The sequence below is a fragment of the Amycolatopsis sp. NPDC050768 genome, from assembly GCF_040654155.1.
Classification (GTDB): Bacteria; Actinomycetota; Actinomycetes; order Mycobacteriales; family Pseudonocardiaceae; genus Amycolatopsis.
In genome coordinates this window covers 583,708-598,628 of the sequence record NZ_JBFAHL010000002.1, presented here as the reverse complement: position 1 = coordinate 598,628, position 14,921 = coordinate 583,708, and the positions used below count along the sequence as shown (strand labels likewise).

At 70.5% G+C, this 14,921-nt stretch carries 15 protein-coding genes; 9 read left to right on the top strand and 6 right to left on the bottom strand.

Annotated features, from left to right (window positions below):
- The first annotated feature begins 110 nt into the window (after positions 1-110).
- The 5 genes from AB0H62_RS09990 to AB0H62_RS09970 all read left to right on the top strand — a co-directional run bounded on the left by AB0H62_RS09990 (position 111) and on the right by AB0H62_RS09970 (position 7,226).
- A complete protein-coding gene (locus tag AB0H62_RS09990; protein ID WP_220243006.1) occupies positions 111-5,096 on the top strand; it encodes an NAD-glutamate dehydrogenase in 4,986 nt (1,661 codons plus the stop codon).
- Complete coding sequence (locus AB0H62_RS09985; RefSeq protein WP_360585335.1) at positions 5,093-5,515, top strand: thioesterase family protein; 423 nt, start codon at positions 5,093-5,095, stop codon at positions 5,513-5,515. Before AB0H62_RS09990 ends, AB0H62_RS09985 begins: the two co-directional genes overlap by 4 nt.
- Positions 5,508-6,158, top strand: coding sequence for a hypothetical protein (locus AB0H62_RS09980; RefSeq protein ID WP_220243004.1), 651 nt, complete (start codon positions 5,508-5,510; stop codon positions 6,156-6,158). The genes AB0H62_RS09985 and AB0H62_RS09980 overlap by 8 nt, the downstream gene beginning before the upstream one ends.
- A 161-nt stretch (positions 6,159-6,319) precedes the next feature.
- Positions 6,320-6,589, top strand: coding sequence for a hypothetical protein (locus AB0H62_RS09975; RefSeq protein ID WP_220243003.1), 270 nt, complete (start codon positions 6,320-6,322; stop codon positions 6,587-6,589).
- Positions 6,590-6,821: 232 nt separating this feature from the next.
- The gene (locus tag AB0H62_RS09970; protein WP_220243002.1) at positions 6,822-7,226 is read left to right on the top strand and encodes a DUF6292 family protein; all 405 of its coding nucleotides are present in this window, start codon (positions 6,822-6,824) and stop codon (positions 7,224-7,226) included.
- Here the strand turns inward: AB0H62_RS09970 and AB0H62_RS09965 are convergent.
- Both AB0H62_RS09965 and AB0H62_RS09960 read right to left on the bottom strand, forming a co-directional pair.
- Positions 7,213-8,109, bottom strand: a complete 897-nt coding sequence (locus AB0H62_RS09965) for a fatty acid desaturase (RefSeq protein ID WP_220243001.1) — start codon at positions 8,107-8,109, stop codon at positions 7,213-7,215. The genes AB0H62_RS09970 and AB0H62_RS09965 overlap by 14 nt on opposite strands.
- A 337-nt stretch (positions 8,110-8,446) precedes the next feature.
- Entirely contained in the window at positions 8,447-8,650 is a 204-nt protein-coding gene (locus AB0H62_RS09960) for a cold-shock protein (RefSeq protein WP_220243000.1), read from the bottom strand.
- 459 nt (positions 8,651-9,109) lie between these two features.
- On the opposite strand from AB0H62_RS09960, the gene AB0H62_RS09955 reads away from it, so the two are divergent.
- Entirely contained in the window at positions 9,110-9,298 is a 189-nt protein-coding gene (locus AB0H62_RS09955; RefSeq protein ID WP_220242999.1) for a hypothetical protein, read from the top strand.
- A 19-nt stretch (positions 9,299-9,317) separates the two neighbouring features.
- Here AB0H62_RS09955 and AB0H62_RS09950 read toward each other — a convergent pair whose 3' ends face one another.
- The 3 genes from AB0H62_RS09950 to AB0H62_RS09940 are packed head-to-tail and all read right to left on the bottom strand — an operon-like array spanning position 9,318 to position 12,319.
- Positions 9,318-10,916 carry a glycoside hydrolase family 13 protein gene (locus tag AB0H62_RS09950; RefSeq protein WP_220242998.1) on the bottom strand — a complete coding sequence of 533 codons (1,599 nt, stop codon included), beginning with the start codon at positions 10,914-10,916 and terminating at the stop codon, positions 9,318-9,320.
- Complete coding sequence (locus tag AB0H62_RS09945; protein ID WP_354883941.1) at positions 10,916-11,305, bottom strand: globin; 390 nt, start codon at positions 11,303-11,305, stop codon at positions 10,916-10,918. Before AB0H62_RS09945 ends, AB0H62_RS09950 begins: the two co-directional genes overlap by 1 nt.
- Before the next feature lie 33 nt (positions 11,306-11,338).
- Positions 11,339-12,319 carry a mechanosensitive ion channel domain-containing protein gene (locus AB0H62_RS09940; RefSeq protein ID WP_360585331.1) on the bottom strand — a complete coding sequence of 327 codons (981 nt, stop codon included), beginning with the start codon at positions 12,317-12,319 and terminating at the stop codon, positions 11,339-11,341.
- A 398-nt stretch (positions 12,320-12,717) separates the two neighbouring features.
- On the opposite strand from AB0H62_RS09940, the gene AB0H62_RS09935 reads away from it, so the two are divergent.
- Positions 12,718-13,170, top strand: coding sequence for an HNH endonuclease (locus AB0H62_RS09935; protein WP_220246993.1), 453 nt, complete (start codon positions 12,718-12,720; stop codon positions 13,168-13,170).
- 169 nt (positions 13,171-13,339) lie between these two features.
- Here AB0H62_RS09935 and AB0H62_RS09930 read toward each other — a convergent pair whose 3' ends face one another.
- Positions 13,340-13,702, bottom strand: a complete 363-nt coding sequence (locus tag AB0H62_RS09930; RefSeq protein ID WP_360585329.1) for a hypothetical protein — start codon at positions 13,700-13,702, stop codon at positions 13,340-13,342.
- Positions 13,703-13,987: 285 nt separating this feature from the next.
- Between AB0H62_RS09930 and AB0H62_RS09925 the strand changes: the two genes are divergently transcribed.
- Both AB0H62_RS09925 and AB0H62_RS09920 read left to right on the top strand, forming a co-directional pair.
- Positions 13,988-14,242 (top strand): hypothetical protein, encoded by a 255-nt coding sequence (locus AB0H62_RS09925; protein ID WP_220242995.1) that lies wholly within the window; start codon positions 13,988-13,990, stop codon positions 14,240-14,242.
- Positions 14,229-14,723, top strand: a complete 495-nt coding sequence (locus AB0H62_RS09920) for a DUF5130 family protein (RefSeq protein ID WP_220242994.1) — start codon at positions 14,229-14,231, stop codon at positions 14,721-14,723. The genes AB0H62_RS09925 and AB0H62_RS09920 overlap by 14 nt, the downstream gene beginning before the upstream one ends.
- Positions 14,724-14,921 lie beyond the last annotated feature (198 nt).

Sequence of the window (14,921 nt, the reverse complement as noted above, 5' to 3'; positions counted from 1 at the left end):
ACAACTCCTGGTCTTTGTCACGGGCCCGGCGGGGTCGGATTAGTGTGGGGGTGTCCGCCACGTTGTGGTGACGGACGCGTCTCGATCTCGAAACTGGAGAGTTGCCTCACATGAGCTCGACGGGAGTCTCGTCCCCGCCCGGAACAGATGTCGGTGCCGAAGTCGGCGCGTTGTGTCGCTCGGCGAGCCCGGAGCAGCTCCGGGACGCGCTGATCGACGCCGCGGCGGCGTTGGCGCCCGAGATCGGTGACCTGATCCGCCTGTACTACCGCCACATCCCGGCGGAGGAGATCGTCGGTGACGACCCCGTGGCGCTCGTCGGCGCGGTGCGCTCGCACCTGCAGCTGGCGAAGCAGCGCATGCCGGGACGCCCGGCGGTCCGGCTGCTGAACCCCACCGCGGCGCAGGACGGCTGGACCCGCGAGGCCACCGTCGTGCAGGTGGTCACCGACGACATGCCCTACCTCGTCGACAGCGTGGCGGCCGAGTTCGCGCGCGACGGCGTGCAGGTACACCGCATCGTCCACCCGATCGTCGTGGTCAGCCGCGACGTCACGGGCGAGCTCGAGGGCCTGCACCCCGACGCCGACCCGGCCAACCCGCCCGCGATGTCGGCGGCCGAGTCGTGGATGTACCTCGAGATCGACCTCGTCACGGACCCGAACCGCGCCCGCGAGCTGGACAACCGGCTGGCCTCGGTGCTGGGTGACGTCCGGGAGGTCGTCGAGGACGCCGACAAGATGGCGCAGACCGCGTGCTCCGTGGCGGAGTCGCTGGAGCAGGACCCGCCGAAGCTGCCCGACCCCACGCAGGTCGAAGAGGGCGCCCGGCTGCTGCGCTGGCTCGCCGATGGCCACTTCACCTTCCTCGGCTACCGCCGCTACGAACTGGTCGAGAACCCGCACCACGACTCCGACGAGCCGGCGCTGCGCGCGGTCCTCGCGTCCGGCCTCGGTGTGCTGCGCCAGGACAGCCTCGCCGCCCGCAGCCTCACCGCAGGCCCGGACGACTACACCAGCGCGCTGTCCCCGACGCTGCTGGTGCTCACGCAGGCGAGCGCGCCCTCGACCGTGCACCGGCCGGTGTACCCGTACTACGTCGGCGTGAAGACGTTCGACGACGAGGGCAACGTGACCGGCGAGCACCGGTTCCTCGGCATGTTCACCACCACGGCGCTGCACGAGAACGTGCTCGACATCCCCGTGGTGTGCAAGCGCGTGCGCGAGGTCATCCACCGCGCCGGCTTCCCGATGGAGTCGTTCTCCGGCCAGCGGATGCTGGAGGTGCTGCAGAACTGGCCGCGCGCCGACCTGTTCTCCGCCGACACGGATTCGCTCTACGCCACCACGACCGGCGCGATCACGCTGTCGGATCGCCGGCGGCTGCGGCTGTTCCTGCGCCGCGACCCGTACGGCCGCTTCTACTCCTGCCTCGTGTACCTGCCGCGCGACCGCTACACCACGCGTTCGCGGCTGGCGATGCAGAAGGTGCTGCTGGAGGAGCTGGAAGGCACTCAGCTCGAGTACAGCGCCCGCATCGGCGAAACCGTGCTCGCGCAGGTGCACTTCATCGTGCACACCGACCCGGCCCACCGGATCGACCCCGACACGCTGCGGATCCAGGAACGGCTCAACACCGTCGTCCGCAGCTGGGACGACCGCATGGTGGAGGCGATCCTCGCCGAGCGCCGCGAGCGCGCGGGCGACGGCCAGCCGATTGGCGTGATGGGCGAGGAGTCCGCCGTCGACCAGGGTCAGCGCTTCGCCGCGGTGTTCCCGGAGGGCTACAAGGAGGACTTCACCGCCGACGAGGCGCTCGCCGACCTGCGCAAGCTCGACACGCTGGCCGACGAGGGCGACCTGGCGCTGTCGTTCTACCTGCCGGCCGACGCGGAGCCGGGCGAGCGCCGCTTCAAGCTCTACCTGCGCGGCGAAGGCGTCTCGCTGTCGAAGGTCCTGCCGGTGCTGCAGGCCATGGGCGTCGAGGTCGTCGACGAGCGGCCGTACGAGCTGTTCCGTGAAGACGGCGGCGCCAGCTGGATCTACGACTTCGGCCTGCGCATCTCGGCGAAGTACCTCGACGAGAGCAGCACCGTCGCGCTCGACGCGCTGCGCGAGCGGTTCCAGGAGGCGTTCCACGCGGCGTGGCGCGGCGACGCGGAGGTCGACGGCTTCAACGGCCTCGTGCTGCGCGCCGGCCTCACGTGGCGCCAGGCCGCCGTGCTGCGCGCGTACTCGCGATACCTGCAGCAGGCCCGCAGCCCGTTTTCCCAGGAATACATCCAGAACACGGTGCTCAAGCACACCGAAGTGGCCATGCGGCTGCTGAACCTGTTCGAGACGCGCTGCGACCCGCAACTGTCCGATGTGGACCGCAAGACGCGCGAGGACTCGCTGGTCGGCGAGATCACCGAGATGATCGACGAGGTCACGAGCCTCGACGAGGACCGCATTCTGCGCCGCCTCATGGCCGTGATCAACGGGACGCTGCGCACCAACTACCACGTGACCGGCGCGGACGGCGCCACGCGGCCGTACCTCGCGATCAAGCTCGACCCGAGCGGCGTGCCGGAGCTGCCGGAACCGCGCCCGAAGTTCGAGATCTTCGTGTACTCGCCGCGGGTGGAAGGCGTGCACCTGCGCTTCGGCGAGGTCGCGCGCGGTGGCCTGCGCTGGTCGGACCGGCGTGAGGACTTCCGCACGGAGGTGCTCGGCCTGGTCAAGGCGCAGGCGGTGAAGAACGCCGTGATCGTGCCCGTGGGCGCTAAGGGCGGCTTCGTGGTGAAGCGTCCGCCGGCCCCGACCGGCGACGCGAGCCTCGACCGCGACGCGCAGCTGACCGAGGGCATCGCGTGCTACCGCATGTTCATCTCGGGCCTGCTCGACCTCACCGACAACCGCGTCGAGGGCAAGACCGTGCCCGCGCCGGGCGTGGTGCGCCACGACGCCGACGACAGCTACCTCGTCGTCGCGGCCGACAAGGGCACCGCGAAGTTCTCCGACATCGCCAACGAGGTCTCGGGCCAGTACGGCTTCTGGCTCGGCGACGCGTTCGCCTCCGGCGGCTCGGTCGGCTACGACCACAAGGCCATGGGCATCACGGCCAAGGGCGCGTGGGAGAGCGTGAAGCGCCACTTCCGCGAGCTGGGCAAGGACACGCAGACCGAGGACTTCACGACCGTCGGCATCGGCGACATGATGGGCGACGTCTTCGGCAACGGCATGCTGCTCAGCGAGCACATCCGGCTCGTGGCCGCGTTCAACCACATGCACGTGTTCCTCGACCCGAACCCGGACGCCGCGGCGACCTTCGCGGAGCGGCGCCGCCTGTTCGACCTGCCGCGCAGCTCGTGGGACGACTACGACCGCTCGCTCATCAGCGAGGGCGGCGGCATCTACCCGCGCTCGGCCAAGACGATCCCGATCAGCCCGCAGGTGCGCGCGGCGCTCGGCATCGCCGAAGGCGTCACGCACCTGCCGCCGATGGAGCTCATCCAGGCGATCCTGCTGGCGCCGGTCGAGCTGCTGTGGAACGGCGGCATCGGCACCTATGTCAAGGCGGAGACCGAGACCCACGGCGACGCGGGCGACAAGGCCAACGACGCGATCCGCGTCAACGGCAACCAGCTGCGCGTGAAGGTCGTGGGCGAAGGCGGCAACCTGGGCCTGACCCAGCTCGGCCGCATCGAGTTCGCGCGGGCCGGCGGCAAGATCAACACCGACGCGCTCGACAACTCCGCCGGCGTCGACTGCTCCGACCACGAGGTCAACATCAAGATCCTGCTCGACCACCTCGTGGCGACCGGGAACCTCGAGCACACGCGGCGCAATTCGCTGCTGGAGGAGATGACCGACGAGGTCTCCGACCTGGTGCTGGCCGACAACTACCGGCAGAACGCGGTGCTCGGCGTGAGCCGGGCCCACGCCGGCCCGATGGTGTCCGTGCACGCGCGGCAGGTGTCGTCTCTCGTCGCGAAGGGTGCGTTCGACCGCAAGCTGGAAGCCCTGCCGAGCTCCTCGGAGTTCCGCGCGCTGGAGAAGGCGGGCGAAGGCCTGTCCTCGCCGGAGCTCGCGACGCTGCTGGCCCACGTGAAGCTCGACCTCAAGGACGAGCTGCTCGCGAGCGAGCTGGTCGACTCCGAGGTGTTCACGCGCCGGCTGCCCGAGTACTTCCCGAAGCCGCTGCGCGAGCAGTTCACCGACGCGATCTCGCAGCACCCGCTGAGCCGCCAGATCATCACCACGCTCGTGACCAACGAGCTGGTGGACGGCGGCGGCATCTCGTTCGTCTTCCGCCTCATGGAGGAGATGAACGCGACGGCCACCGACGTGGTGCGCGCGTACGCCGTGGTCACCCACGTCTACGACCTGCCGACGCTGTGGACCGAGATCGACGCGCTCGACAACGTGGTGCCCACCGCGGTCGCCGACGCGATGGTGCTGGAGACGCGCCGGCTGCTCGACCGCGCCGCCCGCTGGTTCCTCACCAACCGGCCGCAGCCGCTCGCGCCGCTGGCCGAGATCAACCGGTTCGGCCCGGTCGTCGCGGAGCTCGGCCCGAAGCTGGGCGACCTGCTGCGCGGCCGCGAGCTGGAGTCCGTGGAGGAGCAGGCCGGCAAGCTCGTGGCCGACGGCGTGCCCGCCGATCTCGCCCGCCGGGTGGCGCTGCTGCTGCACAGCTACGGCCTGCTCGACGTGGTCGAGGTCGCCGAGCTGGCCGAGCAGCAGGTGGGGCTCGACGCGCTGCACAGCCCGGCCGATACCGCCGAGCTGTACTTCGCGCTCTCGGACCACCTGGACATCGACAAGATGCTCACCGAGATCAGCAAGCTCGAACGTGGCAACCGCTGGCACGCCCTCGCCCGGCTCTCGCTGCGCGACGACGTGTACGGCTCGCTGCGCGCCATCACGCTCGACGCGCTGCGCCACAGCGACCAGGACGTGGAGGCCGACGCGCAGATCGCGCAGTGGGAGAAGACCAACGCGTCGCGGCTGTCGCGCGCCCGCGTGGCGCTCGACGAGATCACCCGCTCCGGGCGCCTCGACCTCGCGACGCTGTCGGTGGCGGCGCGCCAGATCAGGAGCACGGTGCGGTGACCTTCGTTTCGCAGGTCCGGCCACGCTGGTCGGACATGGACGTGTACGGGCACGTCAACCACGCCAACATGGTGACGCTCCTGGAAGAGGCCCGGATCCCGGTGCTGTTCGGCGACGCGGTGAAAGCCGGGCTCACCGAGCTGCCCAAGGGTGTGGTCGTGGTGAAGCTCGGCGTGCACTACCGCGCGCCGATCGTCGTCACGCCCGAGACGTCGGTGCGGGTGGAGATCACGCTCACCGAGCTGAGGGCGGCCAGCATCACGCTGGCCTACGTCGTGCACACCGGGCCCGAGGAATCGGACCCGGTGGCCGTGACCGCCGAGACGGTGCTGGCGCCGTACGACACCGTCAAGCTGCGGCCGCGGCGCCTCTCCGCCGAGGAGACCGAGTTCCTCAAGAAGGTGTTCGCCGATGCCTGAGCTGCGCATTCCCGACGCGGGCGACCGCGACACACTCGGCGCGTTCGTCGCCCGCGCGGTGCGGCTCGACGGCAACACTGCCGTGCGCCTGCGCAACCGCCCCGACGGTGGCAGCGGTATCGGCACTGTCGAAGCGTGGACGGCCACGCCGTTCGAGGTCCTCGCCACCCGCGCGGTGGCGGGGACCGTGACCCCGGCCGACATCACCGTGTCGGGCAACGAGCTGCTGGCGGCCCTCACGGTCGCCGGCGGCGAGGTCATGGACCCCGGCCCCGCGCGCGACCTGCTCTGGCACGCGGAGCTGCCCGCGCCCGGCCGCTGGCAGCTCGTGGACGACCTGCCGGTCGGCGTGGTGTCCGACCTGGCCGACCGGGGCGTCACCCTGGCTCGCGACAACGTCGGCCCGCACGGCACGCCGCCGGCGTCGCTGATGGACCAGGCCGTGCTCACGGTGACCGGCGGCGAGCTCGAGGTGAAGGTGCAGCTGCGGTGCCTGTTCGCCTTGTCGGGCATGGGGTTGTTCGACTCGTCCATCGCCGGCGACGTGGTCCGCGTGACGGCCACGGACTCGTGGCTGCGGCTGGATGCCCGGTATGGGGCGGTGTTGAAAAGAAGGCACGCGTTGTTGCCGCTGCTTTTCTGAAATTCGGGTTTTTGCCGCGACGCTCGTTCCAGGCAGGTCGTCTGTTCGCTTTGTCTGGAATAGCGCGCGGAAGGCACCCGCCATTGCCCCTTCGCTTCTTAATTCCTTGCGATTTCCTTGTGGCCGTGGTGCGTTTCCGGCGACAGTGCGAGGGTGGGGACATGACCGACCCCGACGGTGACCCGACGGCGGATTTCCTCGCCGACGTGCGCGCCGAGCAGACGCCGTGGCGCACCGACCGCCCGGCGGACGCAGAGGGGCCCGAGCAGGCGGGCCAAACCGTGCGCACCGGGCGCTTTTCGAAGGTCGGCCGAGTCGTGGGTGAGGCCGCTCCGTATTTCCAAGCCGCATTGTTCGCGGCGTGGATCGCCACGTCAGTGGCCGATTCCGGCGACGGTTCAGGCGGGATGAACGGAGGTCAGAGCGGTTAGGCGGTCCCCGTGGACCGAAACTCCGGGTAGAGTCGGTGCCGGATGAGCCGCCGATGTCCGATTCGGCGCGACCTCGAACACCGCACCGCCGGTTGTCGTGGCTTTTTGCGCGCACGCGGTCCGCAGGCCGTTTCCGCCCGCCAGAGCCGAATTGCCGACGGTGGAGGGGAGACCCATGCTCCTGTCCGGTCCCGATCGCTTGACAACCGAAGCCGTACACGAAGACCCACTGGTGCTGAGACGGGCGCTGGTCGGCTACGTACGCGCGGTTGCCGAAGCCGTGGACGTCTCAGTGGAGGGGACGTCGTGCGAAGTCGCAGACACGGTCACGGCCTACGTGGCGCTGAGTCGCCGCTCGCCGCGTTATCCGGGCCGTGACTTGATGTTGCTCTGGAACTACCGGCAGGGCTGGACGCTTTCCGTGGAGACGAGGCCGGCCGAGCCGCCGCTCGTCGTCGCACGCCTGGGCGGAGACGTCGTCCCGGAACCCGCCCTCGTGGGCCGGTTCGTCGCCGAGGTCGTCTCGGCTTCCGACAAGGGCGCGTGGACCACGCCGCCCAGCCGCGCCGCTGCCGATCGGGGAGCGCTGGCGGCCCGGCTGGAACGACGTGTCCGTCCCGTCGTCAGGCGGTCTTGAGCTTTCGCGCCAGCCGCTCCGGGCGGGGCCAGCGAACCTGAGACGCCCAGTTCAGCTTCTCGAACAGCCAGATGAGCCGAGCAGATGTGTCCAGCTGGCCCCGGCCCACGCCGTGGCGGGCGCCGGTCGGGTCGGCGTGGTGGGAGTTGTGCCACGACTCGCCGAACGACAGGATCGCCAGCGGCCAGAAGTTGGCCGAGCGGTCCCGCGCCTCGAAGGGGCGCTCACCGATCATGTGGCACAGCGAGTTCACCGACCACGTCACGTGGTGCAGTGCCGCCACCCGCACGAGCCCGGCCCAGAAGAACGCCGTGAGCGCGCCCCACCAGCTCATCGTGGCGAGGCCGCCAATCAGCGCCGGCGCCAGCAGCGTCACGGCGGTCAGCACGGGGAAGAGGCTGTCGACGCGGCGGATGTCCGGATCGTCCAGCAGGTCCGGGGCGAAGCGGCGCGAGTTGGTCTTGTCGCGGTCGAACAGCCAGCCCATGTGCGCGTGCCAGAAACCCTTCGCCAGCGCCGCCGGTGTGGTGCCGTAGCGCCACGGGGAGTGCGGGTCGCCGTCGCGGTCGGAGAAGGCGTGGTGGCGGCGGTGGTCGGCAACCCACGAGATCACGGGGCCCTGCATCGCCATGCTGCCGGCCACGGCGAGCGCGATCCGCAGGCCGCGGCGAGCGCGGAACGAGCCGTGGGTGAAGTAGCGGTGGAAGCCGATCGTGATGCCGAGGCCGCTGAGGTAGTAGAAGCCGACGGCGAGGCCGATGTCGAGCCAGCTGAGTCCCCAGCCCCAGGCCAGGGGCACCGCGGCGACGACCGCCAGCAGGGGGACCACGGCGAACAGCTTCACGAGGAAGGCCTCGGTACCCGTCTTGCGGCCGGCGAGCATGGGCTCGGGTGCGGGCCGTTCGCGGACTGCTGTCGCGGAGGGTGCAGGGGAGGGAAGGGTGGCGCGAGGGGTGTCGATGCTGGAACGCTCCTGTCGAGCTGGTCCGATCGCTGCACTCTGCAGGACCGAGGCCGGATCGACGGTGTGCCCGGGCGCCATTGCCGTTGCGGTTGAGCACACCGTTCGTGCGGTCCGGCCCTCGCGGGCCGGCCGCGACCTTCTCTTTCAACGAACCGTTCTCCGGCAAGGTTCCCGGCGGAGTTTTCCGGCAGTTCCCCGAGAACGGCCGAGGGGCCGGTGCACGTGGCACCGACCCCTCGGAGAAACCGTTGTGACGTCAGAGAATCGTGACGGAAGTGGCCTGCGGCCCCTTCTGGCCCTGGCCGATCTCGAACTCCACACGCGCGTTCTCCTCCAGGCTACGGAAACCGTTGCCCTGGATTTCGGAGTAGTGCACGAACACGTCGCCACCGCCGTTGTCCGGCGTGATGAAGCCGAAGCCCTTTTCGGCGTTGAACCACTTCACGGTGCCTTGCGTCATAAATGTCTCCACCACTGAAAACGATCGAGGTACCACTTCGGCACCCGGGTCGAAGACCGACGGTTTGATCTTCCGGTGACGGAGAACCACTACGCCCGCGCATCTTGCGAGCGTGGCTGCGGGGAGTGCCCACCGCACGAACACAAAATATGACCGCGGCCAGTTAACCACGTCGGACGCGGTCGCACCAGCCCACTGATCAGGCGCGCCACGGTGGCTGGAACCAGTCCACACTGTCTGTCCCTTGTGGACCGAAGGCGGACCGGTGCCGGTGCTGACCAGTGCTTCATTGTGCCCGCGGGTGCACGTCGTGTAGCGTCGGTCACGTCGAGAGAGTTCCCCCGCGCGCCGGCAGCAGAGCCGGCGTCGTCTTCGGCCGACCGCGAGGCCCGAGCCGGCTGCTCGGTCCGGCCGTCGTCCCACCTGTATCTCGACGACTGCTTTTCACAGAGGAGCCTGATGCGCTCGGAACGCCGTCCGCTGTCCCCCGACACCAGTGAATTCGCCCGAGCCCGCGTCTCCGCGGAGCTAGGCCTGCGCCACCAGCGCGACCAGGCGGCCCGGACCGTCGCCGGCCGTGCCCGCGACGTGGACGACCTGCGTGGCCTGCTGGCCATGCTCGGCCTCGAGGCCGGAGCCCGCGGCTAGCTTTCCCTCTTCACCACGCTCAGACCAGCCACGCCGCCGAGTCCGGTGGCAGCCTGCCGTCCACGAGCGGGCTGCTGGACAGCAGCAGCTCGCCGGGCGGCAGGGCGATCGAGCTCGCCGACGTGTTGAGCGCGCAGATCAGCCCGCCCTTGCCGCCGCGGCGGAACGCGAAGCAGCCGGCGGGCGCGCCGTACCACTCCAGCTCGTCACCGGCGCGGAAAGCGGCTTGCGTCTTGCGCAGCTCGACGGCCCGCCGGTACAGCGAGAGCGTGGACGACGCGTCTTCCAGCTGGCGTTCCGCGGTGAGCCCGGCCCACTCGGGCGGCATCGGCAGCCACGTCCGCGGGTTGCGCGAGAAGCCGAACGGCGGCAGCGAACCCTCCCACGGCAGCGGCACGCGCTCCGGATCCCGGCTGAACTGCCGGCCCTGGCTGCGCGCCCGCGGGTCGGCCATCGCTTCCGGCGGGATCTCGACGTTCGGCAGGCCCAGCTCTTCGCCGTTGTACAGGTAGACCGCACCCGGCAAGGCCAGTTCCACGAGCGCCATGGCCCGCGCGCGCCGCAGGCCGGCCTCGCCGCCGCCGTAGCGGCTCACGGTGCGCCACACGTCGTGGTTGGACAGCGTCCACGTGGCGGGCGCGCCGGCCGCGCGCGGCACGGCCAGCGACCGCTCGATCGACGTGCGCATCGCGTCGGCGTCGAAGTGCGTGAGGACGAGGCGGAAGTTGAACGCCAGGTGCAGCTCGTCGGGCCGCAGGTAGCGCTCGAGGCGGTCCTCGTCGTGCACCCAGATCTCGCCGACGGCCATCGTGTCCGGGTACTCGTCGAGCACCTTGCGGATCATCTGGTGGACCTCGTGCACGCCGTCGTCGTCGAAGCGCGGGTCGAAGTGCTCACCGCCGCCGAAGCCGGACGCGCGCGGGTCCATGTCGGGCAGGCCGGGCGGCTTCGCCATGCCGTGGGCCACGTCGATGCGGAACCCGTCGACGCCGCGGTCGAGCCAGAAGCGCAGGGTGCGCTCGAGGTCGTAGCGCACCTCGGCGTTGGCGTAGTTGAGATCCGGCTGCTGCGCGGCGAACAGGTGCAGGTACCACTGCCCGTCGGGCACACGCGTCCACGCGGGCCCGCCGAACACGGAAACCCAGTTGTTGGGCGGTTCCGAGCCGTCGGGGCCGCGGCCGTCGCGGAAGACGTAGCGGTCGCGCTCGGGGCTGCCGGGCGCGGCGGCCATCGCCGACTTGAACCACGAGTGCTGGTTGCTGGTGTGGTTCGGGACGATGTCCACGGTCACCTTGATGCCGCGCTTGTGCGCCTCGGTGAGCAGCACGTCGAAATCGCCGAGCGTGCCGAACATCGGGTCCACGTCACGCGGGTCGGACACGTCGTAGCCGTGGTCGGCCATGGGGGAGCGGTAGAACGGCGTGAGCCACAGTGCGTCGACGCCAAGCAGCTCCAGGTACCCCAGCCGGCTGCGGATGCCTTCGAGGTCGCCGACCCCGTCGGCGTCGGAGTCGGCGAACGAGCGCACGTAGATCTCGTAGAAGACGGCGTCGGACCACCAGGCCGGGCGGGGCGGGCCCTCCGGGGACCGGCGGTGCCCCGCAACCGGGCGTCTCATCAGACGAAGCTGTTCATCATGCTGTGGGCCGCCATCTCGAGGTAGGCCCACAGTTGCTCGCGGTACGGCTCGGGCAGGTTCTCCTCGTCGACCGCCACGCGGATCGCGCGCAGCCACGCGTCGCGCTCGATCGGGCCGATCTTGAACGGCGCGTGGCGCATCCGCAGCCGCGGGTGGCCGCGGCGGTCGGAGTAGGTATGCGGGCCGCCCCAGTACTGGATGAGGAACAGCCGGAAGCGCTCCTCGGCCGGGCCGAGGTCTTCTTCCGGGTACAGCGGGCGCAGGATCTCGTCGGTCGCCACTTCCTGGTAGAAGCGCGAGACGATCCGCCGGAACGTCGGTTCACCGCCCACGGCCTCGTACAGGTTCGCGGGTTCGGAGCCACTCACAGTCGACACCCCTCCATCTTGCCCTTACCCCGGCTACTTGTCGGCGCCCGGTGCGGACAGGAACCGGCCCAGCGGCGGCTCGAAGCCGGCTTCCTCGAGCGCGGCGAGCAGGTGCGCGCGCAGCGCCCGCTGCACGGCCCACTGCTTGCCGGGCCGCACTTTCACCGTCAGGCGCAGCAGGATGCCCTCCGGTGTGACCTTCTCCACGCCCAGCATCTCCGGTGGCTCCATCACGTTGGCGGCGAGCGCCTCGCTCTCGGAGGCCTTCGTGGCCGCGGCGGTGAGCACGGTCGTGGCGAGGTCGACGTCGGCGGAGTAGCCCAGCGGCACGTCGACCACGGCCACGGCGAAGCCCTGGCTGGAGTTGCCGACGCGCAGCACCTCGCCGTTGCGCACGTACCAGACGGTGCCCTGGAGGTCGCGCAGCGTGGTGATGCGCAGGCCCACGGCCTCGACCGTGCCGGTGGCCGAACCGATGTCGACGATGTCGCCGACGCCGTACTGGTCTTCGATCATCATGAAGATGCCGGACAGGAAGTCGCGCACCAGGTTCTGCGCGCCGAACCCGATCGCGACACCGACAACGCCCGCAGACGCGATGATCGGCGCCAGGTTGATGCCCAGTTCGCCCAGCACGAGGATGAACGCCAGGCCGTAGATGAGGAACGTGGCCATCGACTTCAGCACCGAGCCGATCGTCGTGGCCCGCTGCCGGCGCCGCTCCACCACGGCCGGGCCGAGCACGTCGGGGGCGCGTTCGCGCAGCGGTCTCAACAGGGTGGGCAGCTTGCCGGTGCCGCCGCGCGGCAGCGTGGTCACGCGGTCGACGAGCCGGCGTGTGAGATACCGCACGAGGAACGCGAGGACCAGGATCAGGATGATCCGCAGCGGCTTGGTCACGAGCCAGCCCGCCGAACCTGCGAGCCACTCGTTGTGCGTGATCGAAAAGACCTGTGAGCACCAGGTGCTGGGGTCGGAGATGCACGCTGGCGGGGCGCTGAGCACGGCGTTCACGGGGTCGAACAGTCCTTCCGTCGCTTCGGTTCACCCAACGGCAAGTGGATGTTGGGTCGCAGGCACGTGACACGTCACGTAACACACGTGCACTTTGGGGCTGATGTGTGGTCGACTATGCCTGCACCGGTGGAGGTGGTCGAGTGCCAGACCGACAACCCGTCCCCCTCGGCGGCGCCGGCCAAGCCATGGCCGAGCAGTCGCCGGAGACGGTCCTGCGCGCCTGCCCGGGAGGTTCCGCACCCGGCGGAACGAACCCGGCCGGGCCGGGGACCCGACCAGGGGGAGTTTCCCGTCCGCCCGGACAGCGTAGAGGCCGGGACCCGGCGACCCCGCCCTGGGGCCGCCGTCGCGTATTGCTGCTGAACGCCACCTTCGAGCCCCTCACCGCGTTGCCCATGCGGCGCGCGGTGGTGCTCGTGATGTGCGGCAAGGCGGAAGTCGTCCACGGCGACCCGGGTGGCGTGGAGCTGCACGCCGCGACCGTGTCGCTGCCCGTCCCGTCCGTGATCCGGCTCAGCACGTACGTGCGCGTGCCGTACCGCGCGAAGGTGCCGCTGACCCGGGCCGGGCTCATGCACCGCGACCGGTATCGCTGCGCCTACTGCGGCGGCCGGGCCGAGACGATCGACCACGTCCTGCCGCGCAGCCGCGGCGGACCGCACAGCTGGACCAATTGCGTGGCCTGCTGCGCCAAGTGCAACCACCGCAAGGCCGACAAGCTCCTCTCGGAGCTGGGCTGGCGCCTGCGCGTGGTGCCGAGGGCGCCCCACGGCCCGCATTGGCGCCTGCTGGCGCACTCCAAGGAGGCCGACCCGCTGTGGCGGCCGTACTTGGGTTCCGCGGCCTGAGGGACGGTCTGACGGGCCCGTTCGGAAGGCTCTGACACGTCGGCGCCCCGGCTGCCTGTACGGCGGCCGGGGCGAGCCGATGAGTCGCTGAACCGTGCCCGCGCGTGGTCCGCGCGGCGGCTTCGTCTTCACGCGCGCGCCCTTGCCGGGTGCGCGCGTTGTGCTTTTGTCAGGCGGCCAGCGCGAAGTCGGCCTGCGAGGTCACGCGGGTGCCCCGGGTGACGCGGGTGACTCGCGTGCCACGGGTGACCCGGGTGCCGCACGTGACTCGCGTGCCACGGGTCACGCGGGTGCCCCTCGTGACGCGGGTGCCGGCCGTCACGCGGGTGCCGTTGGTGACGCGCGTGCCGCGGGTGACCCGGGTGCCGCGAGTGACTCGCGTGCCGCCGGTGACGCGGGTACCGCGAGTGACCCGAGTACCGCGGGTAACCCTTGTGCCGGACGTCACACGCGTTCCGGGCAGGAATTCGGTCTCGCTGGGTGACGAAATGGGCTCGGTGATCGCCTGAGCGGGGGGCTGGACACTCTGCATGAGGTGGCCTCCTGGGACCGGTGCGTGACCTGCTGGGGCTGAGGAGCGGACCACAAGGCCCGTACAGGTGAAAAAGCTACGAGGATTTCAGTGCGCCGACAAGACGGGGGCGACCGGTACGGCCGCCTGTACGTTGAGTTGCAACCTTTCGGCCCGCCCGGCTTCGCCCCAACGTTCCAGCGTGCGCGAGCCAAGCGGCGGACGGGCGCTCCCGAACGACAAGCGGTCACCTATCGGCGCGGCGCCGCGCGGTGGCCGCCGGGGCCATCCGATACGCTCACCGGCGTGAACGTTGTCGAGACGATCCTGGTCTACGCGGTCATCCCCCTGGCCATCTACTTGGTGGTCGGCGCAGCCACCCTGCGGAAGAAGTTCTCGGGGACGCCGCGGTACCGGCCGGGACAGCCGTGGGAGTACCCCGCGATGTGGTGGACCGCCAACCCGGAGGGTGTCGGTGCGGGTCACCACGCCGTCGATCCGGACTCTGTGGTGCCCTCGGGCACCGTGACTGCTGCCGGAGGCGCACGTGGCAAGTGGTGAACTCGCGCACTCGGCCACTGCGGTCGACGTCGCGGAGAAGGACCTGCCCTTTGGTGAGGTGATCACCAACAGCGGCCGCCGTTCTGCGGCCAAGATGTACGAGCCCGCCGAGCCGACCAGTCCGTTCTCGGTTCAGCAGCTCGCTCGCCTGGACGAGGCGCTGACCTTCGCGACGCGCGAGTCCGGCGTCGCCTTCAGCGTGTACCTCGGCGACCTCGGCGAGGACACCCGCGCCGGAGCCGAGAAGCTGCTGGCCTCGACCGAGGACCCGGCCAACTCCGTGGTCCTCGCGGTCTCGCCCGCGCAGCGCGCGATCGAGATCGTGATCGGCGAGCGCTCCCACGTCCGCCTGCCCGACCGCGGCGCCAACCTGGCCGTGGCGAGCATGGTCGCGTCGTTCAAGGAGGGTGACCTGGTCGGTGGCCTCGTCAACGCCCTGCGCATGCTGAGCGACCAGGCCGGGCCGGACCCCAAGCACTGACGTCCGCCTGACGCACCGAAGGGGCCTCCTCGATTGTCGAGGAGGCCCCTTCGGCGTTCACGGGGTGGTGGGGGGGGGGGGGGGGGGCCCCCCCCCCCCCCGGCCCGGGGGGGGGCCCCCCCCCCCCCCCCCCCGCGGCGCGCCCCCCAATTGGAGTGTGGTCGGTGCCGGGACCGTTGGGCGCGAACACAACCCCCC